Below are 26,696 nucleotides of genomic sequence, written 5' to 3'. Positions count from 1 at the left end.
ACTGGGCTCGCCGTACTTCTCTCAATCATTTCAGTTTCTGCTTCGGCCTGCCCGAAGGGCACGCATCCAACGAACGGTACGGGTTCGCACCATAAGGGCGGCACCTGCTCATAAAAACAGCTCGGCCAAACCGAGTTTCTGCCGTGCCACAGGGCACTGCATCATTTTCCAGGGTTCAAAATATGCGATTCACACTACCCGTTTTGCTTTTGGTTTTTTTTGCTTCTCAAGGTGCTATGGCTGCTGGCGATGGCACTGCCGCAGTTGGTGGCGGCATCGGCGGTGCGCTGGGAAATGTTATTGGACAGCAAATGGGCGGCAGCACCGGAGCAGCGGTTGGGGCTGGCCTCGGTGGCGCTGCCGGTGGGGCTTTAACGGCTGAAAAAGGCAAAAGAACCGAAGCGGCAATTGGTGGCGGGATTGGTTCGGCGGGCGGCTCGGTAATTGGTAACAGTCTGGGAGGATCTACCGGGTCAACTATTGGCGCAGGTCTTGGTGGTGCAGCCGGCGGAGCTCTCGGAAATAACCTGGCCGATGATGGGGGCAATGACAACCATCAATCACACGGCAAGCAGCGTGGGTACAAGCACGGGCACAAAAAACATAAACACGATTGAGTAGCTGTTTTGTCCGGACTTGGATCTAACGTCCGAGCCCGCCTGTCACGCTATCGTCACACCCGCCCTGCATAGTGAATTCAGCCAAAGGGATTTGGCGCATCTTCTGAGATGCCCGACCAAGCGTCGGGCTTTTTCGTTCTCCGCGCTGTGATCTGCAATGGTCAAGACGAGATTTCGTGCAGAGTGCATGGGCGCATTTCAATATCATTGAGCTAACTTACTGATTTCAGGTTCTTTTTTTATAGGAAGATTTTGGCACAGAAGATGCGATGTTTACATCGAGTCTGTGTACCGCCGACGCAGATCGGCCACTACCAATCCGTGATAGAAGAGGAATCAAAAATGAACGCCATTGACCTTCTCAAAGCCGACCACGAAAAAGTAAAAGGCATCTTGAGCCAACTGAGCGAATCAACGGAGCGTGCGACCAAAAAGCGCGTTGAACTCTTGGATAAGCTTGAAATGGAAATTACCATCCATACCCAGCTCGAGGAGCAAATCCTCTATCCAGCCTATAAGGAGGCTGGAGGCAAAGAGCAGGACGAGATGTATTACGAGGCCAAGGAAGAGCACCGAACTGTCGACTCCCTCGTCCTCCCGGATTTGAAAGGCACTGATCCATCCACGCCAGAATTCGCCGGCCGAGTAAAAGTTGTAAAAGAATTGCTGGAGCACCACATTGAGGAAGAGGAAACCGAAATGTTTCCCCAGGCTCAGAAGCTCTTGGGCAAAGCAAAGCTGGAAGAATTGGGTGGGGAAATGGAAGTAATGAAGGCTTCCTTAAAGAAAAGCCTCAGCGCATCGCATATGGCGGCTTGATGCTTTACTCCGACTGCTAGCAGTAGTAGAAGCCCGGCCCAGCGCCGGGCTTTTTCGTATCGCCCTCTTGGCGAGACGCGTTCGCTGATCTACGATTATTTCCGTCCCCTTACTCTTTGCAGCCCGCTCCCCTTGGCGGGCTTTTTTTCGCCTGCCCTTCCCTGCCTTGATCCTTTCAGGTCTTGGCCTACACTAAGATCAGCTGATGGATCAGCGCCCTGTGTGGTAAAGCAGCCCGCCAAGTGCGGGCTTTTCTATGTTACTCAGAACGGAGCCGGCTCCTCTACCAGTGTTGTCGCTGATGCTAAATTGACCCCAACTACCGAAATTTCGCTGCCCCCAGTTTCTACTTCGTAAAGCACTATCGGTGCTGACTATGAGCTGATTGCTGCTGGGCCAGCGTTACGCCGGCAGCAGGGTCAATTCCGCATCAGCGACAACAGTCCTCGGCCTGTGGTCCAAGCTGATAACCTCCACGGCCCACAGCTTCCAGCAACGCGTCGATAGTGAGGCGCGCCAAGGTGGCCCGGACGTTGTGTTCACTGATGCGGAATAGCTCGCAGGCGACGATGGCTTCCCTGACCTGCATGGGAACGCCGTTTTTAGCGACCAGTAGTTCGAGCACCAGGCTTTTTACGCAAGGCTTCACTGTCTTCCCAGGTCATTACCAGTTCTGAATTAATCTAGCGCGTCGCGTAATAATACACGACGGTAGTTTATTCATTTTTCCTGTAATGATCAGGTTGATACTTTGGGCTGCTTGATCAAGGGCGGTTTACCGGTCCAGGCGTAACCACTACCCACCCTGCGGTAGCACCCGGGCATTATTTCCCGAGCCTTCGATATAAACGTTCATGCCTTTGCTCAGGGCCGGATTGATCGGTTGGGTGATCGATACCAGCACGCCACTTTTCACCCTCACGATGACCTGTTGCGCCGCTACCGGTTGGTCATACTTTTTCTTCTCTGCGTAATTGCCGCCAACCGCACCGGCGAGTGCACCGGCGACCATGGCGACGTCGCGCCCGGTGCCACTGCCGATCAGGCTGCCGATACCGAGGCCGCCAAGGCCTCCGAGTACGGCGCCGACGCCACTGTCGTGATTGGTCTGCATCTGCGTCAGCGATATCTGCTCGATCTTGCCCGAGCGAATCTCCATTTCACCGGCACCGCCTTCGTTCGACCCCACGGCGGAACAGGCACTGATCAAGACAGTCGCCAACGTGACCGTCAGCCAGGACAGAATTGCTTTCATAGCTGTGCACCTCGTCATTGGTATTTGATGGCAATGCCTTTGAGCTTGCGGCCCTGGATCGTATCGATGTCGCGGTTCCACAGAGGACCGGTCACGTAAGCGGCGACGGGTTGGATCTGGTCGTAAACCACCACGACCGCGTCTGCACCCAGTTTGGCGCCTTCTTCACGCAGCTTCTGTTCGACTTGGGTGATGGGCGGTGCCGGGTCAACGCTGGCATCGATCAGGATTTCGCCCAAACGCACACTGGGTCGCGTCGGTTCCGTGCGTAATATCTGGACTTCGCTGGGCAGGGTCGGAGCAGGGTGCTCGACCCCGACATAGGCGGTCGTCTGGGCATCCACCGTTGCGCAAGCGCTTAACGCAAGCGCGCTGGCGATGAGCGCTGCGACGATTAAAGGTCTGTGCATATTTGTGAGTCGAAGCAATGCATGGGAAGCCATGTCAGCTATTCCTCTACCGGGAAGCGATTCAATCGCCAACGTCGGTTGGCGGTTGAATCAGGGTTCAACTGCGGATGAATGCCCAAAGATCTACGTTCAACTTGTCGATCGCCGCCTTGAAGTCCTGGGCGGTGATTTTCTGGGTTTCGTTGGACAGCTGCTTGCCGAACACCTTGCGCACGACCCTGACCACGGTCTGGTTGTCTTTCGCGTCGACGAGCTCGGCCTCGATATACAGTTCGGTGTCCTGATCGCGGTGACCGGTGGCCGCCTGGGTTGCCCCGACGACAGCGGCGACCGGCACCACTTCATACCATTTCATGCCTTCGTTGGAGGCGCTCACGCCGGTAATCGCGGCGTGCAAGATCAAGGTTTTCGAACCTTTTGGCGCAGCACTCGTGTGGTGCACCATCCGGTATTTCTGCCCCAGCGTCGCCTTGACCCTGTTGCTCATGTAGTTCCGGATGTCATCGAGTGTCTGCTGGTTGACCCGTTCATTGGGCTTGGGCGCCGGATACAGTTCCAGTCGCTCGAACGCTACCGTGTCATAGGCATTGGGGTTCCACGACGGGCTGACCCAGCGCATCGCCGTGCCGCCGCTGGGCGTGGTGACTTCCTGAAGATTGTCGTAGTTGGACAGGTAGCCGGAGTATTGCGCCTGATCAGTGACTTTGGAGGTGCAACCAGCGAGCAGAAGCCCGGCAACGGCGGCACCGACAAGCAGGTTTCGGGACAGATTCATGATGCTGTGTGCTCCTCGGATGAAGTTGCTTTTGCGTGGCAAGACACTCAAAAGCGCCAGGTCATGTTTCCGGCCACGGCTTGAATCCAGGCGCTGTCGAACTGACCAGAAATTCGATTGCCCGAAACGGTCTTGGTCTGATCCACCGGCATGTCGCCAATCCAGATCATGGCCCAACTGAGGTTGACGTCGGTGTTCTTGTTCAGCGCATAGGTAGCTCCTGTCGCAAGGCGCCAGGACTCGGCCATCGGTACGGTCACGGTGCGGTTGTGGTCCGACACGGCGCTGCTGTCGTAAGCCACGCCGAAGTTCCACAACCATTGCGGGGTAGCCTGGTATTGCGCGCCGAGCGACAGGTGCCAGGTGTCCTTGAAATGTGCGTCGACCGTAGTTGATCGGGCGCCGAGCGCCGTGGTGTCGACCTGCACCGCGATGTCGCCGAACTTTGACCAGTCCTGCCAGTTGACCGAAGCGAGCAAGGCCCATTGCCGGTCCAGTTGCTGGAACAGGCTCAGGGTGACGGTTTGCGGCACCTTCATGTCGAGTTCGGTATTGGTGTTGTTGACGCGCTCGAGCAGTCGGCCATCGCCATTCGCATCCAGCCGGTCCTCGAAGTCCAGATCGACCTGGCTGGTGTAGGTCAGGCCGATGCGCGTGCCGGCTTGCGGCGCGTAGATGACGCCGACATTCGCACCGAAGCCCCAATCCTGGTCCTTGTACTTGAATTGGCCGTCCGTGCGGTCGGTAAAGCCGAACGGCGAGCGGTCAATCGCGGTCTGGGCTTGCAGCATGCCGTACATGGCCTTGACGCCGAGGCCCACCGACCATTGCTCGTTAAAGCGGTAAGCCACGCTCGGCACCAACGACAATCCACCGAGGCTGGCGTTCTGTGCGAAGTAGCGCCCGGACCAGTCGTTGTCGTAATTGACCGCCAGGCCGAAATCGGCGTATTGGCCGAAGCCGACGCTCCAGTGGTCGTCCAGTTCATGGCTGATGAAAAAGCTGCCGCCGGGAATCGGGTCGAGGGCGTTGCCACTGCCGCTACCAGGCACGTTGGTGTCTTCGTCGCGATCGAATTTGAGGTTGCCGTAAAGCACCTGCAAGCCCGCGGTGATCTGTGTTCCCGGCAGGTAACTCAGGCCCGCCGGATTGCTGGCGATAGTAGAAGGGCCCTGGGCCCGGGCGGCGGCACCGGCGTTGGCCAGGCCGGCGTTATCGGTGCCGATTTCGTAGAGCATGAGGCCGCCGGCGTGTGCTTGCTGGCTGCACAAGGCAAGTAGCGTAAAGGCAGGCAGTGCACCTGTTCTGGTTTGCATGGATTAGATCCCGGCAAGTGTACATTTTCGGATAAGGTTGAATTAACGAACGTCGAGAAATCTGAATTACGTGTAACCGGCCTGGTTGGGTCACACATAAGTGATAGTTCATATTCTCGATATTGGAAGGAACAACTCATGAATAGCGCCATCCACGCTCGTTATTGCTTATTCAGGACTGAAGTAGAACCCCAAAGCGCTTCACCCCGGGGCAGGATGAAGCGCTGCCCTTGTTGATTACTGATTGGTGTCTGGCAATAGTTCAACGGTCGGGGTAAACGGGGTGACCGCCGCCATTAACACTTCGAACGGTTTGCGGTTGCCTTTGAAGGTGGCTTTACCGGCGGCGACGAGTTGATCAAATCCGGCTTTGCGGGCCATCACGCCTTCCAGATCAGCACGGTCAAGGGTCGCCGTTATCGGGCTTCTTGAGATTGAAGATGAAGTGTTGATCCGCGACTTTTCTGCCATCGAGGGTAATGCCCAAGTATTCGAGCCATAGCTCTGTTGCGCACGCCGGCACTTTCTTTCTGATAACCGACTTGCTCATAGACTTGATCCGCACATTCCGTGGTGACGAACGTCAGAGAATTACCGATTGTGTTGAAAAAGTCGCCCAGCCTGACGGTCTATGCATTGATCGGTGAAAACATCTTTTTTACACGCAGCTACGTCGAATCTTGTCGGTAAAGAATGGCACCCGCCTACGTATTTATTCAGCGGTTCTTTTCCCAATGATCATTGCTCATCGCTAAGCGAAACCCGAGATGGGACATGGAATTCATAGGGTCCGCACCCTGCCTGGCACTGGCTCGAAAGCTCGTACAGTAGCTGTCGCTACAAAGAAAAGAACCACCTCGAATCACTCGCTGTGGTGCGTTGGCCGTCACTCCGAGTTCTGGGTCATAGCTCTCGGATGGACCCACCGGGTTAAACAATACTTCGCCTATCGAATTCAGTTTGAGTCCAACTTTAAACGCATCAGCACGGTACCAATCGGCGACCCACTGCCAAACGTTCCCGGACATGTCGTATAGCCCGTAGGCGTTAGGCCTGTAACTGCCTACCGGTTTGGTGCCGATTTTGAATCTATTGCTGGACCCGGTCACGGGAAACGGTTGTACCTCATTCCAGGTGTTGGCCATTTTTTCTCCATTGGGTGTGAAGTCATTCCCCCACGCATAAGTCGCTTGTTCCAGTCCGCCTCTCGCGGCGTACTCCCATTCAGCTTCAGTCAGCAGACGCTTATGTGCCCACGTTGCATATGCCTGTGCATCTTCAAGTGAGACCTGAACGACTGGATGGGTTTCCTTGCCTTCAATCGAACTGCCGGGGCCCAACGGATGGCGCCAGTCAGCCCCAGGGACAAATGCCCACCACTGACTGAAATCATTCAGAGGGACTGGCCTGTCGGTGCCCACGAAAACCAATGCCCCAGGTACCATCACACTGTCTTCCGGCTCCGAAGTACCCGGCGGTAGCTGCACCTTCAGATCTTCCCATTTGGGTTTGCGTTCGGCGGTGGTGACGTAATGCGTTTCGGCAATGAAACGGGCGAAATCGGCATTGGTGACGTCGTAGCGGTCGATCCAATAGCCATCGAGTCGCACCTTGTGCGCCGGCCCCTCGTTGGGTCGCGCCTGCTTATGATCGCTGCCCATCATAAACTCACCCGCAGGCAGCCACACCATTCCCTGGGGGCCATTTCCCCCATCACCGAGTGTCAAAGGCAATGGCCCGCGAATGTCCTGATACACAGCAAAAGCCAAGCCGGCAGACGCTATTCCGACTGCGACTAAAGCGATGCCCAACCGCCGTTTCCTGATAAGCATTCGCGCGCCCCTTGGTTTCTGCAGGTTGTGACCATTACTATCCCTTTGACCACGGGCGACATCCATGCCCAGACAGGCACCGTCTGCGCTCCCCACACCCGAGGCAGGCTCAATCTTGTTTTGCTTTCGCCTCCATTGCCGCCTGCAGCTTCTTGATGTCCTCGGGTGACAACTGCGGGCGATCGACCTTGATCGTCAGCTGGTTCAGTTTGGCCGTCAGTGGGAACGGCGGTTGGTAATCCGCATCGTTCACGCCGGTCAACGTGTCGGAGCCTATGTCGAACGACTCGTCCCACTGCAGGATCATCGGCAGCGTGCGCTCCATGCGCTGGGTGGCGACCACTGTGTCGTCCACCTTGAGCGTGCCAGTACCGGGCTGGGCGAGGCCGCTGAAGTCGTTGAACTCGAGTGTGCCGACACCAACCCCGTCGTACTTGAAGTCAAACTCCAGCGTGTGCCGGCCCGGCGGTAACGCCTCAGGGCCTTCCCACTTCAGGCGTTGCAGATCAATCAGGTTCCACAAAAACACGGGCTTACCCTTAAGCAGGTAGAAACCATACCCGGCGAACCGCCCGCCAGAGGTAAGGATCATGCCTTCGCCCCCCCCCTGCGGCACTTCAATGTCGGCGGTGATCGTGTAGGAGGTGTTTAGCAACAGAGGCGAGTCGCCCTGCGGCAATCCGGTCATCGGCCTCTTATAGACGAACTCTGTGCGCCCGGCGGTGATGTTGGGGCGTGGCGCAATGATGCGAGCAGCCACCGAAGCGTCCAGCGGTAAAACCTGGTACTTCTTGGCCTCGGCAATGAATGCCTGCTTCATTGCCTTGACCTTTTCCGGGTTCTTAGCGGCGAGGTTATCGGTCTGGTTGAAGTCGGTTTTAAGGTTGAAGAGCTCAAGCTCTTGGTTGTTCAGCGGATCCGGATTGGCCGGGCCGAAGGCTTCCCACGGCGCACGATTGACTTTCGTGCTCAGAAACCAGCCGTCCTGGTACAGGGCCCACTGGCCCATCATTTCGAAGTACTGCGTCGTGTGCTGCGACGGCGCCTGGGCATTCTTCGCATCAAAGGTGTAGGCAAAGCTGGTCCCTTCGATCGGTTTCTGCGCGATGCCATCCACCGTGTCGGGCGCACGGATGCCGGCCGCTTCAAGGATCGTCGGCACCACATCGATGACATGCACGAACTGCTCGCGCAGGCCGCCCTTGTCCTTGATCCGCGCCGGCCACGCCACCACCATATTTTGATTGATGCCGCCGAGCTGCGAGGCGTTTTGCTTGAACCAGGAAAATGGTGTGTCAAAGGTCCAGGACCAACCGGCCGACATGTGGTTGTAGGTTTTATCGGTGCCCCACACGTCGTAGAACTTCATCTGTTCCGCGACCGGCACACTGACGCCGTTGAAAAAGGCGACTTCGTTGGGGGTGCCGAGTGGTCCGCCCTCGGCACTGGTGCCGTTGTCGCCGTTGATATAGATGATCAACGTATTGTCGAGCTTGCCCAGGTCCTCGACCGCCTGCACGACGCGGCCGATCTCGCTGTCGCTATAGGCGGCGTAGGCGGCGAAGACCTCGACCTGACGGATATAGAGCTTCTGCTCTTCAGCCGTCAGTTGATCCCACTCCTTCAGCACCTCTTTCGGCCACGGTGGCAACTGGGCATCTTTCGGGACAACCCCCAGGCGCTTCTGGTTTTCGAAGATGCGCTCGCGCACCTTGCCCCAACCCTCGTCAAAGAGCTTCATCTGGCTGATCTTGTCCACCCACTCCTTGGTGGGGTGGTGCGGCGCGTGCGTGGCGCCGGGCGCGTATTTGATGAAAAACGGCTTGTTGGGGTCGATCTGATGGATACGCGTCATCCAGTCGATTGCGTCATCGGCCATGGCCGTGACCAGGTTCCAAGTGCCGGGCGAATGGCCAAGGAACGGATAGATCTGGGTCGTATTGCGAAACAGGTTTGGCTCCCATTGATTGGAATCGCCACCGACGAAGCCGTAAAAGTACTCAAAGCCCATGCCGGTTGGCCATTGATCGAATGGCCCGGCCTGGCTGGCAGCGAAGACTGGCGTGTTGTGGTCCTTGCCGAACCAGGAGGTGGAGTAGCCGTTGTCGAGCAGGATGCGCCCGATCGTCACCTTGTCCCGGTCGATGACGCTGTTGTAGCCCGGGAAGCCGGTCGACTGCTCCGAGATCACACCGAAGCCCGCCGAGTGGTGATTGCGCCCGGTGATCAGCGCGGCTCGAGTCGGCGAGCACAGCGCTGTGGAGAAGACCCGGTTGTAGCGTAGCCCTTGCTGGGCGATGCGATCCATCGTCGGCGTAGGAATGACGCCACCGAAAGTGCTGGGCACGCCGAAGCCGGCGTCGTCGGTGATGATCAGCAGGACGTTGGGCGCCCCTTTCGGCGGAACCACGCGCGGCGCCCACCAGGGTTTGGACTGCAGGGCGTCGTCTTGAATGACTCCGCCGAATTTCGGATCGGGGGGTGGCAGTTGCGCACCGCTGATACTGATGGTGGCACTGGGTGAACCCAGCGTGCCGGTAACTTGCTCGGCATGCACGGGTGCCGATGCCAGGAAGGCGCCGACAATCGCAACGGGAAGGAAAGCGATCAACTCGATGGGGCGCATAGCTCTTAGCTCCATTTGGAACTGCTTGAGTTCGATGGGCACGCTCAGAACTGCGGGGCGTAGGTAGATACAGCACTAGCCTTGAAGCGTAGTCGTGGAATCCGGGCCGCTAATGCGGGCTGGCCCCCATTCGACGGACGGTAGTGCGCTCAGATGCTCGCCAACTCCGGAAATCCTTCAGGCAGGTTGAGCCAGGAAGGGCGAGTGAAACCAGCAATGCTCACTCTGTGGACGATTTTGAGCAATTACATGATGCGCTACTGACATACTAAAAGGCGTCTCTGAATCATTTAGCGCCTACCATCGCCTCCGCCATCTTTATACGGCAAAGCCCTGATTATTCAGGGCTTTGCCTTTTTTACTACTCCAAGTCCCCCAACTGGTCCCCCATTTTGTGGCCAGCTCTCACTGCGCCTCCTTGGACAATGCCCTTCTCCTTGACCACACGGATTCCAGCCGCATGAAGTCGTGGGCACCTTGTGCCGAACTATGAGTTGCTTTTGGTCGAATGGAAATGTCGATCTTGACCAGCAGTCCGGGTTCATTCCTCGCGAGAGCGTCAAGGGCACTCGCGGCAAGCCACAGAACCTGCATGTCTTCCGACAGCCCTTCGCCTTGCAATTCTTTCAGGACTCAAACCCTCCCGGGGAGGCTTTGAGTAGAGCTTCTCCAAAAAGCAGGATGATCAGTCTGTTAACGTGAACTTGGCGAGCAACCAGATAAACGATCACAAGGCCCTATTAAAAAACCTGAGGCTGTTGCCGCCGATTGAAAACTCCCCAGTTGCCGATGCATGACTGACCCACCTCAAATAGACGCCAATCTAGAACAGGCAATGGTTTGTGAGGAGTCACACTGGGTCAGTGACATCTCAGCAACTAGGTCAATTCGACGTCGGCGTCAACAGCTCAGGAGGTCTTTCAGAGCGAGCGAGGCAAGTAGTCGCCATCAGCTACCCCCACAGCAAAAGCTGAAAACTGCCTGACGAGCCGTCAACTAGGTCCATCCCTGCCCTCCATCGCCGAAATTACTGCGGGGGGACATTGGCACCCAGAAATCTTGCGCCCATCTCCTCCGAAAGAGGTGAGGATTCCACCCAAAGCCAGTCGTTTTGTAGGGGTAAAAACGATCAAAAATAAAAAAGGGTCGCGAGATAAAATCTCGCAACCCCTTGAATTATATGGTCGGGACGGAGTGATTCGAACACTCGACCCCTAGCACCCCATGCTAGTGCGCTACCGGACTGCGCTACGCCCCGACTAGGCGTGTAACTCGTCCTTCTTCTCGAAGAACGCTCAAGAATATATCGCAAGCGTTTGAAAACTGGAAGTATTCAAACGCAGGAAATTATTTCTTGAGTACAACCAGCACATCTTCCAATTCAGCGATCATCTGCCGAATCATTTGTTTGTACTGAGTGGTGTCGTCTTTGGCTTCATCGCCGGACAGACGCAAGCGAGCGCCGCCGATGGTGAAACCTTGATCGTATAGGAGCGCGCGGATCTGCCGGATCATCAGCACGTCTTGTCGCTGATAATACCGGCGGTTTCCGCGGCGTTTGACGGGGTTGAGTTGAGGAAACTCCTGCTCCCAATAGCGCAGCACGTGCGGTTTTACTGCGCACAGCTCGCTAACTTCACCAATGGTGAAGTAGCGTTTGCCTGGGATGACGGGTAGCTCGTCGTTATGACTTGGTTCCAGCATAAGCCTCAACTCGGGCCTTCAACTTCTGCCCTGGACGAAAGGTGACCACACGGCGAGCCGTGATCGGGATTTCTTCACCCGTTTTCGGATTGCGGCCAGGCCGCTGGCGTTTGTCCCGAAGGTCGAAATTGCCGAAACCGGACAATTTGACTTGTTCGTTGTCTTCAAGAGCGTGCCTGATTTCTTCAAAAAACAGTTCGACCAATTCCTTGGCCTCCCGTTTATTCAGGCCCAACTCCTCATACAGACGTTCCGCCATCTCAGCTTTCGTCAGAGCCCCCATACGTCACTTCCTTAACGTGGCGTTCAACCTTTGTTCGAGCGAGGTGAGGATGTTTTGCGTCGCGGTATTCACCTCATCGTCATTAAGAGTGCGCGATGGATGCTGCCAGGTCAAGCCGACTGCAAGGCTTTTTCTATCAGGATCAATGCCTTTACCCTGATACACGTCAAATAGCCTGAGGTCCGTGAGCCATTCGCCTGCATTTTCACGGATTACATCCAGTACAGCACTGGCCGCGACGTCCGTGGCCGCAATGAGTGCCAAGTCACGACGCACTTCAGGAAAGCGCGACAACTCGCTGAATTTCGGCATTTTCCCCAACGCCACTTCGGCCAGGACCAGCTCGAAAACGAAGACCGGACGGTCGAGACCGAGGGTTTTCGACAATTCAGGGTGGATAGCGCCGACGAAACCGACCAGGCGACCTTCACGTTCGATGCGCGCGGTTTGACCCGGGTGCAGCGCTGGGTGTTTGCCCGGCACGAATGTGAACGAATCCAGCGCACCGGCAAAGCCAAGTACCGCTTCCACGTCAGCCTTGATGTCGAAGAAGTCCACGACATCGCGACCCTGCGCCCAACCTTCCGGCAGACGGCTACCGCACACAACACCGGCCAGCATTGGCTCTTGCTTCAGGCCTTCCAGCTGCCCCACGAAGCGCAGGCCACTTTCGAACAAGCGGACGCGATCCTGTTGACGGTTCAGGTTGTGCTGAAGCGCCTTGACCAGACCCGGCCACAAGGACGAACGCATGGCAGCCATGTCGTTGGAAATCGGGTTGGCCAGCAGAAGCGGCTCAACACCTGGATTAAACAGCTCGAATTGTTTCGGATCGATGAAGCTGTAGGTGATCGCTTCCTGATAACCACGGGCGACCAGCAGACGACGCAGCTCAGGCAGGTCGCTACGCGCTTCAGCCTTGGCTTGCGGCGCCAGACGGGCTTGTGGATAACGAACCGGCAGACGGTTGTAACCGTACAGGCGTGCCAGCTCTTCGATCAGATCGACTTCCAGGCTGATGTCGAAGCGATGGCTTGGCACTTCAACGCGCCACTGCCCTGCCCCGTCGGCGGAAATATTCAGACCCAGGCCGCTGAGCAGACGCTCGACTTCGGCCGACTCCATCTCCATGCCCAGCATCTGAGTGATGCGCTGCGCACGCAAGGTGACTGGAGCAATCTTCGGCAAATGCTGTTCGCTGACGGTCTCGATGATCGGTCCGGCTTCACCACCAGTGATTTCCAGCAGCAGGCCTGTGGCGCGCTCCATGGCTTCACGGGCCAGCTGCCAGTCCACGCCACGCTCGTAGCGGTGCGAAGCATCGGTGTGCAGGCCGTAGGAACGGGCCTTGCCAGCGACAGCAATCTGATCGAAGAACGCGCTTTCCAGGAAAATATCGCGAGTGGTCGCGGTGTTGACACCGCTGTGCTCGCCGCCCATGACGCCGGCAATCGCCAGGGCGCGGGTGTGGTCGGCAATGACCAGCGTATCGCTACGCAGGCTGACTTCCTGACCGTCGAGCAGCACCAGCTTCTCGCCTTCTTCGGCCATGCGCACGCGGATGCCGCCATTGATTTCGGCGAGATCGAAGGCGTGCAACGGCTGACCCAGCTCAAGCATCACATAGTTGGTGATGTCGACAGCCGCGTCGATGCTACGCACATCGCCACGACGAAGACGCTCGACCATCCACAGCGGCGTAGGCTTGGACAGGTCGACGTTACGGATCACGCGACCCAGATAACGCGGGCAAGCGGCTGGCGCCAGCACTTCGATAGAACGTACTTCGTCATGCACGGCCGGCACGACAGCCACCACCGGACGGGTGACTTCAGCGGCATACAGCGCACCGACTTCACGGGCCAGACCGGCCAGGGACAGGCAGTCACCGCGGTTCGGAGTCAGGTCGACCTCGATGCTGGCGTCGTCCAGGCCCAAGTATTCACGAATGTCCTGACCGACCGGCGCATCGGCCGGCAATTCCATCAGACCATCGTTGCCTTCGCCGACTTGCAGCTCGGCTTGCGAGCACAGCATGCCGTTGGATTCAACGCCACGCAGCTTGGCTTTCTTGATCTTGAAGTCGCCTGGCAGTTCGGCGCCAATCATGGCGAACGGAATCTTCAGGCCCGGGCGCACGTTGGGCGCACCGCAAACGACCTGGAACGTCTCCACGCCATTGCTGACCTGGCAAACACGCAACTTGTCGGCGTCCGGGTGCTGCTCGGTGCTCAGCACCTCGCCCACCACCACACCGGTGAATTCGCCGGCGGCCGGCGTAACGCTATCGACCTCAAGACCGGCCATCGACAGACGCGCAACCAGCTCGTCTCGACTTACCTGCGGGCTTACCCAGCCACGCAGCCATTGTTCACTGAATTTCATCCTGCTCTCCTAAGAATTCTTTACGACTAGCGAAATTGCGCGAGGAACCGCAAGTCGTTGTCGAAGAACAGACGCAAGTCGTTCACGCCGTAACGCAGCATGGCCAGACGCTCAACGCCCATGCCGAAGGCAAAGCCCGAAAACTCTTCCGGGTCGATCCCGGACATGCGCAACACGTTCGGGTGAACCATGCCGCAACCCATTACTTCCAGCCAGCCAGTCTGTTTGCAGACACGGCAGCCTTTGCCGCTGCACATCACGCACTCCATGTCGACTTCAGCGGATGGCTCGGTGAACGGGAAATACGATGGGCGGAAACGCACGGCCAGTTCTTTTTCGAAGAACACGCGCAGGAATTCTTCGATGGTCCCTTTCAGGTCGGCGAAGTTGATATCGCGGTCGACCAGCAGGCCTTCGACCTGGTGGAACATCGGGGAGTGGGTGATATCGGAGTCGCTACGGTACACACGGCCTGGGCAGACGATGCGGATCGGCGGCTGTTTCGATTCCATGGTGCGGACCTGTACCGGTGAGGTATGGGTGCGCAGCAACATGTTGGCATTGAAATAGAAGGTGTCATGCATCGACCGGGCCGGGTGATGGCCTGGGATGTTGAGCGCTTCAAAGTTGTGGTAATCGTCTTCGACCTCTGGGCCTTCGGCGATGCCGTAGCCAATGTGGGTGAAGAATTGCTCGATTCGTTCCAGAGTGCGAGTAACCGGGTGCAGACCACCGGAGGTCTGACCGCGGCCAGGCAGGGTCACGTCAATAGACTCGGCAGACAGTTTGGCGGCCAGATCAGCCTCTTCAAACAGTGCCTTGCGGGCATTGAGAACCTCTGTGACACGCTCCTTGGCAACGTTGATCAGCGCACCGACTTGTGGGCGCTCTTCTGCCGGCAAATTCCCCAGGGTCTTCATCACCTGAGTCAATTCACCCTTTTTGCCAAGGTAGTGAACCCGGATTTGCTCCAGGGCATTGATATCTTCAGCGCTTTGCACAGCCTCTAGTGCTTGAGAGACGAGCGCATCCAGGTTTTCCATGTACAGACTCCAGATACAAAATAGGGGAAGAGCTTGAAGGCTCTTCCCCTATTTATGACGTTTAACACCTGGCCCCACAGAGGTGAAGCCGGGTGACTGTCGGGGGTACTTAAGCCAAGGTGGCTTTAGCTTTCTCGACAATCGCAGCAAACGCCGCTTTTTCGTTCACTGCCAGATCAGCCAGAACCTTACGGTCGATCTCGATGGACGCTTTTTTCAGGCCGGCGATGAAACGGCTGTAGGACAGACCGTTGATACGTGCACCAGCGTTGATACGAGCGATCCACAGAGCGCGGAACTGACGTTTTTTCTGACGACGGTCACGGTAGGCGTATTGGCCTGCCTTGATTACCGCTTGCTTGGCAACACGGAATACGCGCGAGCGAGCGCCGTAGTAGCCTTTAGCAAGTTTCAGAATTTTTTTGTGACGTTTACGGGCAATGACGCCACGCTTTACACGAGCCATGAGTTACTTCCTCTATTCTTGACTAAATTAACGAAGGCGCAGCATGCGCTCGACTTTTGCCACGTCACACGGTGCCAGCAAGCTGCTACCGCGCAGTTGACGCTTACGCTTGGTCGACATTTTAGTCAGGATGTGGCTCTTGAAAGCGTGCTTGTGCTTGATACCGTTAGCAGTTTTCAGAAACCGCTTAGCAGCACCACTTTTAGTTTTCATTTTTGGCATGTTCGGATACTCCGCATTCAGTTGATAAACATAATCAGAAGGCCTGCCGTGCCCTATTGATTACTTCTTCTTTTTCGGGGCGATGACCATGATCAGCTGGCGTCCTTCCATCTTAGGATGCTGTTCGACCGAACCGTACTCGAGCAAGTCACCTTCAACTCGCTTGAGGAGTTCCATCCCCAGCTCCTGGTGGGCCATCTCACGGCCGCGGAATCGCAAGGATACCTTGGCCCTGTCCCCATCACTCAGGAAACGTACCAGGTTGCGCAGTTTTACCTGGTAATCCCCTTCCTCCGTCCCTGGACGAAACTTGATTTCTTTAACCTGAATCTGCTTCTGGTTTTTCTTGGCCGCGGCAATCTGCTTCTTCTTCTCGAAGATCGATTTGCCGTAGTCCATCAGTTTGCAAACAGGGGGTACTGCATCGGCGGAAATTTCCACCAAATCCAGTTTGGCCTCTTCAGCCTTAAGAAGCGCGTCTTCAATTGACACAATCCCAAGCTGTTCACCTTCAGCCCCAATTAACCGAACCTCGCGTGCCGAGATATTCTCGTTGATCGGGGCTTTCGGTGCAGCTCGTTTATCTTGTCTCATTTCACGCTTAATAGTAATTACTCCGAATCTGGGCGACCACGCCGGGAAACCGCTTGCGCGAGAAACTCAGCGAACTGGGCGACGGGCATCGAGCCCAGGTCAGCACCTTCACGAGTACGCACAGCGACAGTCTGCATCTCGACCTCCCGATCTCCGATAACCAAGAGATAAGGAACCTTGAGCAAAGTATGCTCGCGGATTTTAAAGCCGATCTTTTCATTTCTCAAGTCAGACTTGGCACGAAATCCGCTTTCGTTGAGAGTTTTTTCAACCTCGGCGGCAAAATCGGCCTGTTTATCAGTGATATTCATGATCACTGCCTGGGTCGGAGCCAGCCACGCGGGGAATGCTCCCTCGTAGTGCTCGATCAGGATTCCGACGAAACGTTCGAAGGATCCGAGGATCGCCCGGTGCAACATAACCGGGTGCTTGCGACTGTTGTCTTCGGAGACGTATTCGGCTCCCAGACGGACAGGCAGGTTAAAATCGAGCTGAAGGGTACCACACTGCCAGACACGACCCAGGCAATCTTTCAGCGAGAACTCGATCTTCGGACCGTAGAATGCACCCTCGCCCGGCTGCAAATCGTACGGCAGGCCCGCGCTGTCGAGGGCTGCAGCCAATGCAGCTTCGGCGCGATCCCACAGCTCGTCGGAACCGACGCGTTTTTCCGGACGAGTGGACAACTTCATTTCGACTTCTTTAAAGCCGAAGTCGGCATAAACGTCCATGGTCAGCTTGATGAACGCAGCGGACTCGGCCTGCATCTGCTCTTCAGTGCAGAAGATGTGGGCGTCATCCTGAGTGAATGCACGCACGCGCATGATGCCGTGCAACGCACCCGATGGCTCGTTACGGTGGCAAGCACCGAATTCGGCCAGACGCATCGGCAACTCACGGTAGCTTTTCAGGCCCTGATTGAACACTTGCACATGGCACGGGCAGTTCATCGGCTTGATGGCGTAGTCGCGGTTTTCCGACTGAGTGGTAAACATGTTGTCGGCGTAGTTGGCCCAGTGCCCGGATTTCTCCCACAGGCTGCGGTCAACGACCTGCGGAGTCTTGATCTCCAGGTAGCCGTTATCGCGCTGAACCTTGCGCATGTATTGCTCGAGCACCTGGTACAGGGTCCAGCCGTTCGGGTGCCAGAACACCATGCCCGGCGACTCTTCCTGGGTGTGGAACAGGCCCAGACGCTTGCCGATCTTGCGGTGATCGCGCTTCTCGGCTTCTTCAATGCGCTGGATGTAAGCCGCCAGCTGCTTCTTGTCAGCCCAAGCGGTGCCGTAAACGCGCTGCAATTGCTCGTTCTTGGCATCGCCGCGCCAGTAGGCGCCGGACAACTTGGTCAGCTTGAAGGATTTCAGGAAACGCGTATTCGGCACGTGCGGACCACGGCACATGTCGACGTATTCTTCGTGATAGTACAGGCCCATCGTCTGCTCGTTCGGCATGTCCTCGACCAGGCGCAACTTGTAGTCTTCGCCACGGGCCTTGAACACTTCGATCACTTCGGCGCGCGGAGTGACTTTCTTGATCACGTCGTAATCTTTTTCGATCAGCTGCTGCATGCGCTGTTCGATGGCAGCCAGGTCGTCCGGAGTGAAGGGACGCTCGAAGGCGATGTCGTAATAGAAGCCTTCGTCGATGACCGGCCCGATGACCATTTTAGCGGTCGGGTACAGCTGCTTGACCGCGTGGCCGACCAGGTGAGCGCAAGAGTGGCGAATGATCTCCAGCCCCTCTTCATCCTTTGGCGTAATGATTTGCAGCGTGGAATCGCTGTCGATGATGTCGCTGGCGTCGACCAGCTTGCCATTGACCTTGCCGGCCACTGTGGCCTTGGCCAGGCCTGCACCAATGGATGCGGCGACCTCGGCTACGGAAACCGGGTGATCGAATGAACGTTGACTGCCGTCGGGAAGAGTAATAGTTGGCATGGCGCCTCCTCTCCTAGTGGTGACCCCTACCAAAGGTCACGTGGGTTGGGATGAGCCAGTACAAGATCCGATCCAGGCCATTCAATGACGAACGCCTGCCTTACAGCGGCAGGAGCCTTGCGGCCAACCGGAAAACCGAACCAGAGTGACTGGGATTCAAATCAGGGTTATTCGCGCAGTTGCCGCCACGGGACTCAAAGTCATCCGGAGCCTGCAAACGCCCGAGCGAGGCATGCTAGCACAGATGAACGGTCGTCGATGCAACGAGGCTCGCAACCGAGGTCAATCCGCTATTTTTATGCCAGAGTGCTGAACTTGAACCCTGCTTTACCCCTCAGATAAACAAGACATTGACCCACAAGGAGCATCCAAGCATGCGTCTGAATCGTTTGTTCGCCGTAGTCGCCCCCTTCGTTCTGCTGCTACCACTGACCGCCCATGCCGAATGGCCTAAAGACCTGCGTGCAAAGTACATGGAGCAATGTACACCGGCAGCGGCGAAGCAGATCGGTGATGCAGCTGCCAAGGCCCACTGCGCTTGTGGTGCCGACGCCATCAAATCGTATCCAGCCAAGGACCTCCAGGCCCTGATGGACAACACGGCCAACGACGCCCTGAAGCAAAAGGCGCTGACGCAAATTTCCGCGTGCAAAGCCGATTCCAAAGAAAAAAAATAAGCCTGACGACGGGATTTTCACCCCGCCTACGACAGTAAAAAGCTTCTGAAAACCGCTTTTTTTTACAATTTATGCAGGTTTTACAGGTTTTTTTATTGTCTTTACTTTCGGCTGAAAGCCTTCTAATTCGGGGCTTTCAGCGAAACAAAGCAGCAAATAGAACGCGACTGTAGGGCAAACAGCATGTCCGGGGGGCTCCCAAATCGAACATTTCGACTATGATAGTCCCGTGTGCCCAGTTGGCCTGAGCAGCACAGCACTACTGAAAATATAAGTTTCTTGGAGATACACCATGTCTAATCGCCAAACCGGCACCGTTAAATGGTTCAACGATGAAAAAGGCTTCGGCTTCATCACTCCTCAAGGTGGCGGTGACGACCTGTTCGTACACTTCAAAGCTATCGAAAGCGACGGTTTCAAAAGCCTGAAAGAAGGCCAAACCGTTTCCTTCGTGGCTGAGAAAGGCCAAAAGGGTATGCAAGCTGCACAAGTTCGCCCAGAGTAAGTTTCTGGCGCACTAAAAAAACCCCGTCCATGTGACGGGGTTTTTTATGGGCAATACAAAAGCCTGAGCCGATCAGCCGCAGTTGATGCGTGTCACCACCCGGTTGGCATCGGTATTGAGATTCAGGCGATCAGAGCGGTATTCCAAGGTCACCATATCGTTCGGCGCCAGGAACCGTGCATTCTGTGCACCAGCGCGGGTACGCGCCTGTTCCAGCAGTGCGGGGGACGCCGCTTTGCCGATGGCGAACTCTGCCGCCTTGGCCTCACAACGGCTGTGGCCAGTGTCAGTCGTCGTAACAGGGTCTGTCGCAGACTGCGAAGTCGAACTGCTGCAACCAGCCAGCAGCGTGACGGCGAACAAAGTACCCAATGACGCGAGCTTCCAAGGCATGAAGCCTCCTTTTTTCCAATAATTAAGCTGAGATCTTGCGACCGCCAATCTGGCGTTTGGTTTCAAGGTGAGCACCATCGCCCAGCCATTGACCCGCACAAGCGTTGAGTTTGCCTGAGCAGCGCTCTGTCGTTCATCACTCAATCGTGACTGAATATGAACCGCACTCAATAGACGTCAATGTAGTCGAACGGTGGGTTCGGCCAGTTTTCCTTCAGAGCGTTGAAGATCTGCATGACCCAGACCTCGTCGCTCGCCGCGACCAGCCCTACATAACCGGACCCCTTGGCCCAGGTCTCCAGGCGAAACAGTAGGCCGTTAATATCGGTGCCACCCACAACGCCGGATGAAATGTAGGCAATCCCGTCCTTGGTCACACGCAGTTGCGTATGTTCGTCATCACTGGCAGCGGCCAGCAGCTGGCGCACCGCCTCAAGCGTCAAGCCGTCAGGGGTGTTCAAATCGATCTGCACAGCGCGGTCCTTGAAAATCGGTCAAAGACCAAGTGTCGCATAGCCCTACCCTCATGCCTAAGTCGGAGTGCCAAATCTCGCGCAAAATGGTTAACTCGACATTCAGACTTTCCCGACTTCTCGAGCGCAATCATGACCACCGTAAGCATCGACGCCAACATCACCGTCAAGTGGCCACAGGGCCACAGCTCTTACAGTCCGGGCAGCCCGGAAGAGTTGGCAATCATTGGTATCGATCTGCTGGTCAAGGCACTGGGAGCCGAATCCGCCCAGTCATTCATCAAGCAAGTTTTCGAGAAATATCCTGCTGACCTGAATGGCTCCGTGGAAACCGAGAGAAAATAAAACCCCGCAGGCTGGCACCTGCGGGTCATTGCTTACTTCAGACGAGCCAGACGCTGGGTCAGCAGATCGAAGAAGCCCTGGGCATCGCCACTTTCAACCCAAAAGGCATTCTTCGGCGCTTTCAGGCCGTCATACCAGTCAACGATGGTTTGACCAAAGGTTGGTCCTTCGCGGCTATCAACTACCACATTGACCGAGCGACCGGTGAACAACTCAGGCTTGAGCAGGTAGGCAATGACAGTCGCGTCATGCACCGGGCCACCCGGAATACCGTAGTGCTCCATGTCGCCTTTGACATACTCGTTGAGAATATCGCCGACCAGCTTGCTGGCATTGTTATTGAGCGCGGCGATTTGCTTCAAACGCGCTTCACTGGTGAGGATCTTGTGGGTCACGTCCAGTGGCAGATACGTCAGCTTCACGCCGCTTTTGAGCACCACTTCTGCAGCCTGCGGGTCGGCGAACAGGTTGAACTCGGCCACGGGCGTGATGTTGCCACCATTGAAGTGCGCGCCACCCATGATCACCACTTCCTTGATGCCCTGAACGATTTCAGGTTCCTGGATCAGCGCCAGGGCCAGGTTGGTCTGTGGACCCAGCATGGCGATGGTGATGCTGTGGGGCTTGGCGGCTTTCAAGGTATCGATCAGGTAATTGACCGCATTGCCTTCGGCCAGGCCTTTCTTCGGCTCGTGCACGGTGACGCCCGACAAGCCTTCCTTGCCGTGGATGTTCTCCGCGTAAATCGGTGTGCGCATCAATGGTTTCGGCGCACCGGCATAGACCGGCACCTCTTCACGCCCTGCCCACTCGCGAGCCAGTCGTGCATTTCGTGAAGTCTTGTCCAGACGCACGTTGCCGGCGACGGTGGTCAGCGCAAGAATGTTCAACTCTTGCGGCGATGCCAGCGCAAACAGCAACGCGACTACGTCGTCCGCGCCGGGATCGGTGTCGATGATCAAGTCGATCTTTTCCGCCGCCTGGGCGCTCGTTGCAGTAATCAGGGACAAAAGCAGCAGACTCCGGAGCAGGTGGTGCAGTTTCTGAGCATAGCGGTGCATATCGCACTCCTTGTGCGTGGGGAAACGAATGTCGGTAAGGCGCGTTAGAAGGTCACTCCCGAGACCAGCACGATGTTGCAGTACGGTGCACATTCGCCGGTCCGGACAATCGCCCGCGCCTGACGGCTGAGGACTTTGAACTGGTCATGGCTGAGCAGCTCACGCTGGCCCAGCGCGCCTTTGGCGTTCAGCTCATCCAGCGCGCTCAAGGCGGGCGGTTGCTTGTCCAGGATTTCCTGGGCCAACACATGCCGTTCAACCTGCATTTCACTGAGCACGACCTTCAAGGTGCTGACGAAATCGGGAACTCCCTGAGTCAGGGCCAGATCGATCAGCTCAACACCCGGCGGTACAGGCAGGCCGGCATCGCCGATCACGACCATGTCACCGTGGCCAAGGGAGGCGATCAACCGGGACAGCGCGATGTTGAGTAATGGTGTTTTTTTCATGGTGTTTTGAACGCCTGTACTTCGGACAAAGTGGGAATCGAGGGTTGTGCACCGGCGCGGGTGACTGACAGCGCAGCAGCAACCTGGCCAAAACGGATTGCCTCGGCTTCGCTTTTGCCGGACGCCAGAGCGGCGGCGAAGCCTCCGACGAACGTGTCACCGGCAGCGGTGGTATCGACCGCCTTCACCTGCCGCGCAGGAAAATGTTCAAAGCCTGTGCCGTTGGCGAACAGCGAACCTTGAGCGCCAAGGGTGATAATGACTTTGCTGGCACCCAAGGCAATCAATGCGCTCGCAGCCGTTTCGGCGGACTGCATTGAGTCCACCGGCACACCGCTCAGGGCCGAGGCTTCGCTTTCGTTGGGAATCAGGTAATCGATGGACGCATACCAGTCCGCCGGCAGTGGTCGACTGGCCGGTGCAGGGTTGAGAATTACGGTTTTGCCGAGCGTACGGCCGCGCTTGAGGGCGTAACCCACCGTGGCATCCGGCACTTCCAGCTGACAAATGATCACATCCGCCGCCTGCAACACCGCATCGAACCGGTCGATTACCTGAGGCGTCAGCGCTCCGTTCGCACCGGCAACAATCACGATCGCGTTCTGGCTGTTGTCATCGACCACGATCAAGGCCACGCCACTGGCGCCTTCTACAGTACTGACCGCCTGGCAATCGATCTGCTCGGCCAACAACGCGCCGTGCAGCTCTTCGCCATAGGCATCGCTGCCGACACAACCGACCATCGACACCTGCGCCCCAAGCCGCGCCGCGGCGACGGCCTGGTTTGCGCCCTTGCCGCCGGACACTGTGGCAAATGACTCGCCGATCAGCGTTTCACCGCCACGAGGCAACCGTGGAGCCCGGGTCACCAAGTCCATGTTCAGGCTGCCTATTACCACTACTTTTGCTGGCATACGTCACTCGTCAAATTCGGTTTCAGCGGTATTCGTCGAACACACCGGCGAGCGGTGCAGTCGATTCTCGCAGGACAATACTGGGGGTCACGATCCGTTGATCGGTGGCCATGTCGGGTGATGCAATTCGTCTTAACAGCACTTCTGCCGCCATTTCACCGAGCTGCAGGATCGACTGCCCCACGGTAGTCAGCGCCGGGTAGACATAACGACTCATCTGGATATCGTCGAAGCCGATCACCGACAGTTCGGTCGGCACACGCACATTGCGCTCGGCAGCCGCTCGCAGCACACCGATGCCAATCATGTCGTTGCCGGCGAAGATCGCGCTGGGCGGATTCTTTTCCAGCAGAATCGCAGCGGCGTTGTAACCGCCTGTACTGGTGAAGTCACTTTCCAGCATGCGCTCGCGATGCACTTCGACGCCCGCCTCTTTCAAGGCACGGCAATAACCGGCCAGACGCATCTGCGCCACGCTGGTCCCCGCCGGGCCGCCGATAGTGGCGATATCCCGATGGCCTAGTTCCAGCAGATGACGGGTGGCCAGATAAGCGCCGTATTCGTGGTCGATGCGCACCAGATCGGCATTCACGCCTTCCAGCCCACGGTCGACGATGACCATCGGCGTACGCACACCGGCGAGGCCTTCAGCCAGTCCAGCATCGCCGCCGGCGGATGCCACGATCAAACCGTCGATGCGCTTCTCCAACAACACGCGCAAGTAGCTGCGTTGTTTGTCCGGATTGTCGTCGGAGTTGCAGAGGATCACGCAGTAGCCATTTCGCTCACAGTAATCCTCGATGCCACGCGCCAGCTCGGCGAAGTACGGGTTGAGGCTATTGGGCACCAGCAAACCGATAGTCGCAGTGGTCTTGGCTTTTAACGAACGGGCCACGGCGCTTGGCACGTAGTCCAGGGTCTTGATCGCCGCCTCGACTTTGATCCGCACTTCTTCGCTGACCGGCCGGGTCTTGTTCACCACATGGGAAACCGTTGTGTAGGAAATCCCCGCGAGTGCCGCCACATCTTTTATCGTTGCCATGACTCAGGTCCGCCGACTTGCGCGCTGACTGCGATACGTATCCAGCACCACCGCCACCACGATCACCGCGCCAGTGATAATGCGTTTGGTGGGCTCGGTTGCGCCGATCTGCGCCAGCCCCGCCGCCAACACGGAAATAATCAGGACCCCGAAGAATGTGCTGATGACCGAACCACGTCCGCCCATCAAACTGGTGCCACCGATCACTACGGCAGCGATCACCTGAAGCTCCAGCCCGGAGCCGGCATTCGGATCCGCCGCTTCCAATCGGGAAATCTGGAACAGTGCAGCAATCCCGGCCAACAGCCCCATCAGACTGAACACCAGAATCTTGTAGGGCTTTGGATTGATCCCTGCCAGACGCACGGCTTCTTCGTTGGTGCCGATGCCGATCAGGTAGCGACCGAACACCGTACGGGTCAACACCGCCTGGGCAATGATGATAATCAGCAAGGCGATGATGAACGACGGCGAGATGCCGAACGCGATGGGGTTGGACAACCACGCAAACGCATCACCGATATAAGCGGTGCGCGAACCGGTCATCTGGTACGCCACGCCTCGGGCCATTTCCAGCACGCCGAGGGACACGATGAACGACGGAATCCGCCATGCCACGGTGATCGAACCGGTGATGGTCCCGGCCAGTGCCGCAACCGCCATTCCGAGTATCGCCGCCGGCAAAACACTCCAGCCCCAGCCGAGAATCGCCACGCTGACCGTCGACGCCGCGAGCGCCAGTACCGAGCCGACTGACAGGTCGATGCCACCGATGATCAGCACGAAGGTCATGCCGACCGCCAGCACCATCAAATCGGGAATCTGGTTGGCGAGGGTGCTGAATGTGTCGTAAGACAGAAAATGGCTGCTCAATACCGAGAACAGCGCAACCATCGCCAGCAAGGCACCGGCCAGGCCCAGATAGGTGCCCAGGCCGTAGAAATTGCCACTACGTTTGCCGGCAGAAGATGCAGTTTTCATGGAAGATCCCTAGGCGCTGCTTCATTGAGCAACGCATCACGTTTTTGGTAGCCGGCGAACGCGGCGGCAAGCAAATCATCCTGGGTCCAGCTGTCGCGCTCAAAGGTGTCGATCAGGCGCCCGGCCGACAACACGCCAATCCGATCGCAAATCAACATCAATTCGCGCAGGTCGCTGGACACCACCACCAGCGCTTTGCCCTGCCGCGTCAGCTCACCGAGCAGTGCATAGATATCGAACTTGGCGCCGACATCGATGCCACGGGTCGGCTCATCGAACAACATCACCGAACAGTCGCGCTCCAGCCAGCGGCCAATCACGACCTTCTGCTGGTTGCCGCCCGACAACTCGGACACCAGCTGAGTCGGGCTCGAACTGCGAATGCGCATGGCGTCGATCTGACGCTGGGCCAGGGACATCTCGGCAGTGTTGTTGACGAGACCGCCGCTGGAAATCTCCGGCATATTACCCAACGCAATGTTGGCGCTGATCGATTGGGTCAGCAGCAGGCCTTCGCCTTTACGGTCCTCGGTGATCAGGGCGATGCCGTGACCGACCGCATCGGCCGGTGAACGGATGCTCACCACTTGAGGCGGCGAACCCAGGGCGACGGTGCCACTGTCCGCCGTGTCCGCACCGAAGATCAGACGCAGCAACTCGGTGCGCCCTGCCCCGATCAATCCGGAAATCCCGTAGATCTCGCCGGCACGCACCTCAAAGGACACATCGCGAACCTTGTCGGAGCGGGTCAGGCCCTTGACCGTCAAGGCTGGAGCGCCAATCTTGCGCGGCCCCAGGTCAATGTGTTCGCCGAGTTCACGGCCCACCATCAACGTAACCAGTTGCTCGCTGTTGTAATTGGCCATCGGCTCGACGCACACCAGGTTGCCGTCGCGCAAAACCGCAATGCGCTGGGCGACCCGTGCCAGTTCTTCGAGGCGGTGGGAGATATAGATAATCGAGACGCCACGGGCTTGCAGACGCGTGATTTGCTCGAACAGCATTTCGACTTCGCGAGCGGTGAGCATCGCGGTCGGTTCGTCGAGAATCAATACATGGCAATCGCCGATCAGGTTGCGGGCGATCTCAACCATTTGCTGGTGGCCGATGCCGAGTTCGCCGACCAGAGTGTCCGGGTCGATCGCGTCGAGCCCGACTTGGGCCATGGCCTCGATCGCCGCCTTGCGCAGTTGCTTGCGACTGATCCAGCCGCCGCTGCTGGGCAAATTATCCAGAAACAGGTTTTCCGCCACCGACAGAGTCGGCAACAGATTGAGTTCTTGCATGACCATCCGGATGCCCAGGTCTTCGGCCTGGGAGCGGCTGCCGGGGCGGTAATCCTGCCCCTGGAATTGCATGTGGCCGGTGGTCGGCGTGACCAGTCCGCCAATGATTTTCGACAGCGTGCTTTTACCGGCGCCGTTCTCACCGGTCAACGCCAGCACTTCACCGCGCATCAGCGTCAGGTCGATGCCGGTCAGCACGGGCTGGGCGTAGGTCTTGCCGATACCGCTCACCGAGAGGACAGCGTTCGGGGCGCAAACTGACATAAAAATCTCCATGTGC

The 26,696-nt window shown here is 57.3% G+C and carries 30 protein-coding genes and 1 tRNA gene; 5 read left to right on the top strand and 26 right to left on the bottom strand.

Going from position 1 to position 26,696, the window contains the following annotated elements:
• Positions 1-182: 182 nt before the first annotated feature.
• The gene (locus tag BLQ41_RS16170) at positions 183-617 is read left to right on the top strand and encodes a glycine zipper domain-containing protein (protein ID WP_090182384.1); all 435 of its coding nucleotides are present in this window, start codon (positions 183-185) and stop codon (positions 615-617) included.
• 345 nt (positions 618-962) lie between these two features.
• Positions 963-1,439, top strand: a complete 477-nt coding sequence (locus BLQ41_RS16165; protein WP_090182382.1) for a hemerythrin domain-containing protein — start codon at positions 963-965, stop codon at positions 1,437-1,439.
• Positions 1,440-1,869: 430 nt separating this feature from the next.
• On the opposite strand, the gene BLQ41_RS16160 is transcribed toward BLQ41_RS16165, so the two are convergent.
• The 18 genes from BLQ41_RS16160 to thrS form a co-directional block, all read right to left on the bottom strand.
• The gene (locus tag BLQ41_RS16160) at positions 1,870-2,088 is read right to left on the bottom strand and encodes a hypothetical protein (protein WP_231997029.1); all 219 of its coding nucleotides are present in this window, start codon (positions 2,086-2,088) and stop codon (positions 1,870-1,872) included.
• A gap of 147 nt (positions 2,089-2,235) precedes the next feature.
• Positions 2,236-2,694, bottom strand: coding sequence for a glycine zipper 2TM domain-containing protein (locus BLQ41_RS16155; protein ID WP_090182380.1), 459 nt, complete (start codon positions 2,692-2,694; stop codon positions 2,236-2,238).
• Positions 2,695-2,708: 14 nt separating this feature from the next.
• Positions 2,709-3,137, bottom strand: a complete 429-nt coding sequence (locus BLQ41_RS16150; protein WP_090182378.1) for a hypothetical protein — start codon at positions 3,135-3,137, stop codon at positions 2,709-2,711.
• Between the two features lie 64 nt (positions 3,138-3,201).
• Positions 3,202-3,879, bottom strand: coding sequence for a DUF3313 domain-containing protein (locus BLQ41_RS16145; RefSeq protein ID WP_090182377.1), 678 nt, complete (start codon positions 3,877-3,879; stop codon positions 3,202-3,204).
• Between the two features lie 47 nt (positions 3,880-3,926).
• Positions 3,927-5,195 carry an OmpP1/FadL family transporter gene (locus BLQ41_RS16140; protein ID WP_090182375.1) on the bottom strand — a complete coding sequence of 423 codons (1,269 nt, stop codon included), beginning with the start codon at positions 5,193-5,195 and terminating at the stop codon, positions 3,927-3,929.
• A gap of 237 nt (positions 5,196-5,432) precedes the next feature.
• Positions 5,433-5,576: a hypothetical protein gene (locus BLQ41_RS30895; RefSeq protein WP_231997028.1), complete on the bottom strand. Its 144-nt coding sequence runs from the start codon at positions 5,574-5,576 to the stop codon at positions 5,433-5,435.
• A gap of 22 nt (positions 5,577-5,598) precedes the next feature.
• Positions 5,599-5,745 carry a hypothetical protein gene (locus BLQ41_RS30890; RefSeq protein WP_231997027.1) on the bottom strand — a complete coding sequence of 49 codons (147 nt, stop codon included), beginning with the start codon at positions 5,743-5,745 and terminating at the stop codon, positions 5,599-5,601.
• 166 nt (positions 5,746-5,911) lie between these two features.
• Positions 5,912-7,027 (bottom strand): formylglycine-generating enzyme family protein, encoded by a 1,116-nt coding sequence (locus tag BLQ41_RS16130; protein WP_090182373.1) that lies wholly within the window; start codon positions 7,025-7,027, stop codon positions 5,912-5,914.
• 109 nt (positions 7,028-7,136) lie between these two features.
• Positions 7,137-9,653, bottom strand: a complete 2,517-nt coding sequence (locus BLQ41_RS16125; RefSeq protein WP_090182372.1) for an arylsulfatase — start codon at positions 9,651-9,653, stop codon at positions 7,137-7,139.
• Positions 9,654-10,834: 1,181 nt separating this feature from the next.
• Positions 10,835-10,911, bottom strand: a tRNA-Pro gene (locus BLQ41_RS16115).
• An 89-nt stretch (positions 10,912-11,000) separates the two neighbouring features.
• Positions 11,001-11,357, bottom strand: a complete 357-nt coding sequence (locus BLQ41_RS16110) for a MerR family transcriptional regulator (protein WP_003179985.1) — start codon at positions 11,355-11,357, stop codon at positions 11,001-11,003.
• Positions 11,338-11,640, bottom strand: a complete 303-nt coding sequence (ihfA, locus tag BLQ41_RS16105; RefSeq protein WP_002553164.1) for an integration host factor subunit alpha — start codon at positions 11,638-11,640, stop codon at positions 11,338-11,340. The genes BLQ41_RS16110 and ihfA overlap by 20 nt, the downstream gene beginning before the upstream one ends.
• Before the next feature lie 3 nt (positions 11,641-11,643).
• Positions 11,644-14,025 carry a phenylalanine--tRNA ligase subunit beta gene (gene pheT, locus BLQ41_RS16100; protein ID WP_090182368.1) on the bottom strand — a complete coding sequence of 794 codons (2,382 nt, stop codon included), beginning with the start codon at positions 14,023-14,025 and terminating at the stop codon, positions 11,644-11,646.
• Positions 14,026-14,051: 26 nt separating this feature from the next.
• Complete coding sequence (gene pheS / locus BLQ41_RS16095; RefSeq protein WP_007905876.1) at positions 14,052-15,068, bottom strand: phenylalanine--tRNA ligase subunit alpha; 1,017 nt, start codon at positions 15,066-15,068, stop codon at positions 14,052-14,054.
• Between the two features lie 109 nt (positions 15,069-15,177).
• Entirely contained in the window at positions 15,178-15,534 is a 357-nt protein-coding gene (gene rplT, locus BLQ41_RS16090) for a 50S ribosomal protein L20 (protein ID WP_007905879.1), read from the bottom strand.
• Positions 15,535-15,561: 27 nt separating this feature from the next.
• The gene (rpmI, locus tag BLQ41_RS16085) at positions 15,562-15,756 is read right to left on the bottom strand and encodes a 50S ribosomal protein L35 (RefSeq protein ID WP_008145659.1); all 195 of its coding nucleotides are present in this window, start codon (positions 15,754-15,756) and stop codon (positions 15,562-15,564) included.
• 60 nt (positions 15,757-15,816) lie between these two features.
• On the bottom strand, positions 15,817-16,368 hold the full coding sequence (gene infC, locus BLQ41_RS16080) for a translation initiation factor IF-3 (RefSeq protein WP_169857083.1): 552 nt from the start codon (positions 16,366-16,368) through the stop codon (positions 15,817-15,819).
• Positions 16,368-18,290 carry a threonine--tRNA ligase gene (thrS, locus tag BLQ41_RS16075; protein ID WP_090182366.1) on the bottom strand — a complete coding sequence of 641 codons (1,923 nt, stop codon included), beginning with the start codon at positions 18,288-18,290 and terminating at the stop codon, positions 16,368-16,370. Before thrS ends, infC begins: the two co-directional genes overlap by 1 nt.
• Positions 18,291-18,664: 374 nt before the next feature.
• Between thrS and BLQ41_RS16070 the strand changes: the two genes are divergently transcribed.
• The gene (locus BLQ41_RS16070) at positions 18,665-18,967 is read left to right on the top strand and encodes a hypothetical protein (protein ID WP_090182365.1); all 303 of its coding nucleotides are present in this window, start codon (positions 18,665-18,667) and stop codon (positions 18,965-18,967) included.
• A 292-nt stretch (positions 18,968-19,259) separates the two neighbouring features.
• Positions 19,260-19,472, top strand: a complete 213-nt coding sequence (locus BLQ41_RS16065) for a cold-shock protein (protein WP_003179963.1) — start codon at positions 19,260-19,262, stop codon at positions 19,470-19,472.
• A 72-nt stretch (positions 19,473-19,544) separates the two neighbouring features.
• On the opposite strand, the gene BLQ41_RS16060 is transcribed toward BLQ41_RS16065, so the two are convergent.
• Together BLQ41_RS16060 and BLQ41_RS16055 are read right to left on the bottom strand one after the other, a co-directional pair.
• A complete protein-coding gene (locus tag BLQ41_RS16060) occupies positions 19,545-19,865 on the bottom strand; it encodes an I78 family peptidase inhibitor (protein WP_090182363.1) in 321 nt (106 codons plus the stop codon).
• A gap of 167 nt (positions 19,866-20,032) precedes the next feature.
• Positions 20,033-20,338: a hypothetical protein gene (locus tag BLQ41_RS16055; RefSeq protein ID WP_090182361.1), complete on the bottom strand. Its 306-nt coding sequence runs from the start codon at positions 20,336-20,338 to the stop codon at positions 20,033-20,035.
• Positions 20,339-20,470: 132 nt separating this feature from the next.
• Here BLQ41_RS16055 and BLQ41_RS16050 point away from each other — a divergent pair, with 132 nt between their 5' ends.
• Complete coding sequence (locus BLQ41_RS16050; protein ID WP_090182360.1) at positions 20,471-20,683, top strand: hypothetical protein; 213 nt, start codon at positions 20,471-20,473, stop codon at positions 20,681-20,683.
• Between the two features lie 32 nt (positions 20,684-20,715).
• Here BLQ41_RS16050 and BLQ41_RS16045 read toward each other — a convergent pair whose 3' ends face one another.
• The 6 genes from BLQ41_RS16045 to BLQ41_RS16020 are packed head-to-tail and all read right to left on the bottom strand — an operon-like array spanning position 20,716 to position 26,680.
• Complete coding sequence (locus BLQ41_RS16045) at positions 20,716-21,744, bottom strand: nucleoside hydrolase (protein ID WP_090182358.1); 1,029 nt, start codon at positions 21,742-21,744, stop codon at positions 20,716-20,718.
• Between the two features lie 44 nt (positions 21,745-21,788).
• Positions 21,789-22,193, bottom strand: a complete 405-nt coding sequence (rbsD, locus tag BLQ41_RS16040) for a D-ribose pyranase (RefSeq protein WP_090182357.1) — start codon at positions 22,191-22,193, stop codon at positions 21,789-21,791.
• Positions 22,190-23,107 (bottom strand): ribokinase, encoded by a 918-nt coding sequence (gene rbsK / locus BLQ41_RS16035; protein WP_090182355.1) that lies wholly within the window; start codon positions 23,105-23,107, stop codon positions 22,190-22,192. Before rbsK ends, rbsD begins: the two co-directional genes overlap by 4 nt.
• Positions 23,108-23,129: 22 nt before the next feature.
• Complete coding sequence (locus BLQ41_RS16030) at positions 23,130-24,149, bottom strand: LacI family DNA-binding transcriptional regulator (protein ID WP_090182354.1); 1,020 nt, start codon at positions 24,147-24,149, stop codon at positions 23,130-23,132.
• Between the two features lie 3 nt (positions 24,150-24,152).
• Complete coding sequence (locus tag BLQ41_RS16025) at positions 24,153-25,130, bottom strand: ABC transporter permease (RefSeq protein ID WP_090182352.1); 978 nt, start codon at positions 25,128-25,130, stop codon at positions 24,153-24,155.
• The gene (locus tag BLQ41_RS16020) at positions 25,127-26,680 is read right to left on the bottom strand and encodes a sugar ABC transporter ATP-binding protein (protein ID WP_090182350.1); all 1,554 of its coding nucleotides are present in this window, start codon (positions 26,678-26,680) and stop codon (positions 25,127-25,129) included. Before BLQ41_RS16020 ends, BLQ41_RS16025 begins: the two co-directional genes overlap by 4 nt.
• Between the last annotated feature and the right edge of the window lie 16 nt (positions 26,681-26,696).

Source organism: Pseudomonas arsenicoxydans, assembly GCF_900103875.1.
GTDB classification, from domain to species: domain Bacteria; phylum Pseudomonadota; class Gammaproteobacteria; order Pseudomonadales; family Pseudomonadaceae; genus Aquipseudomonas; species Aquipseudomonas arsenicoxydans.
Note: the sequence above shows the minus strand (reverse complement) of the source record. Positions and strands in the feature narration are given on the sequence as shown.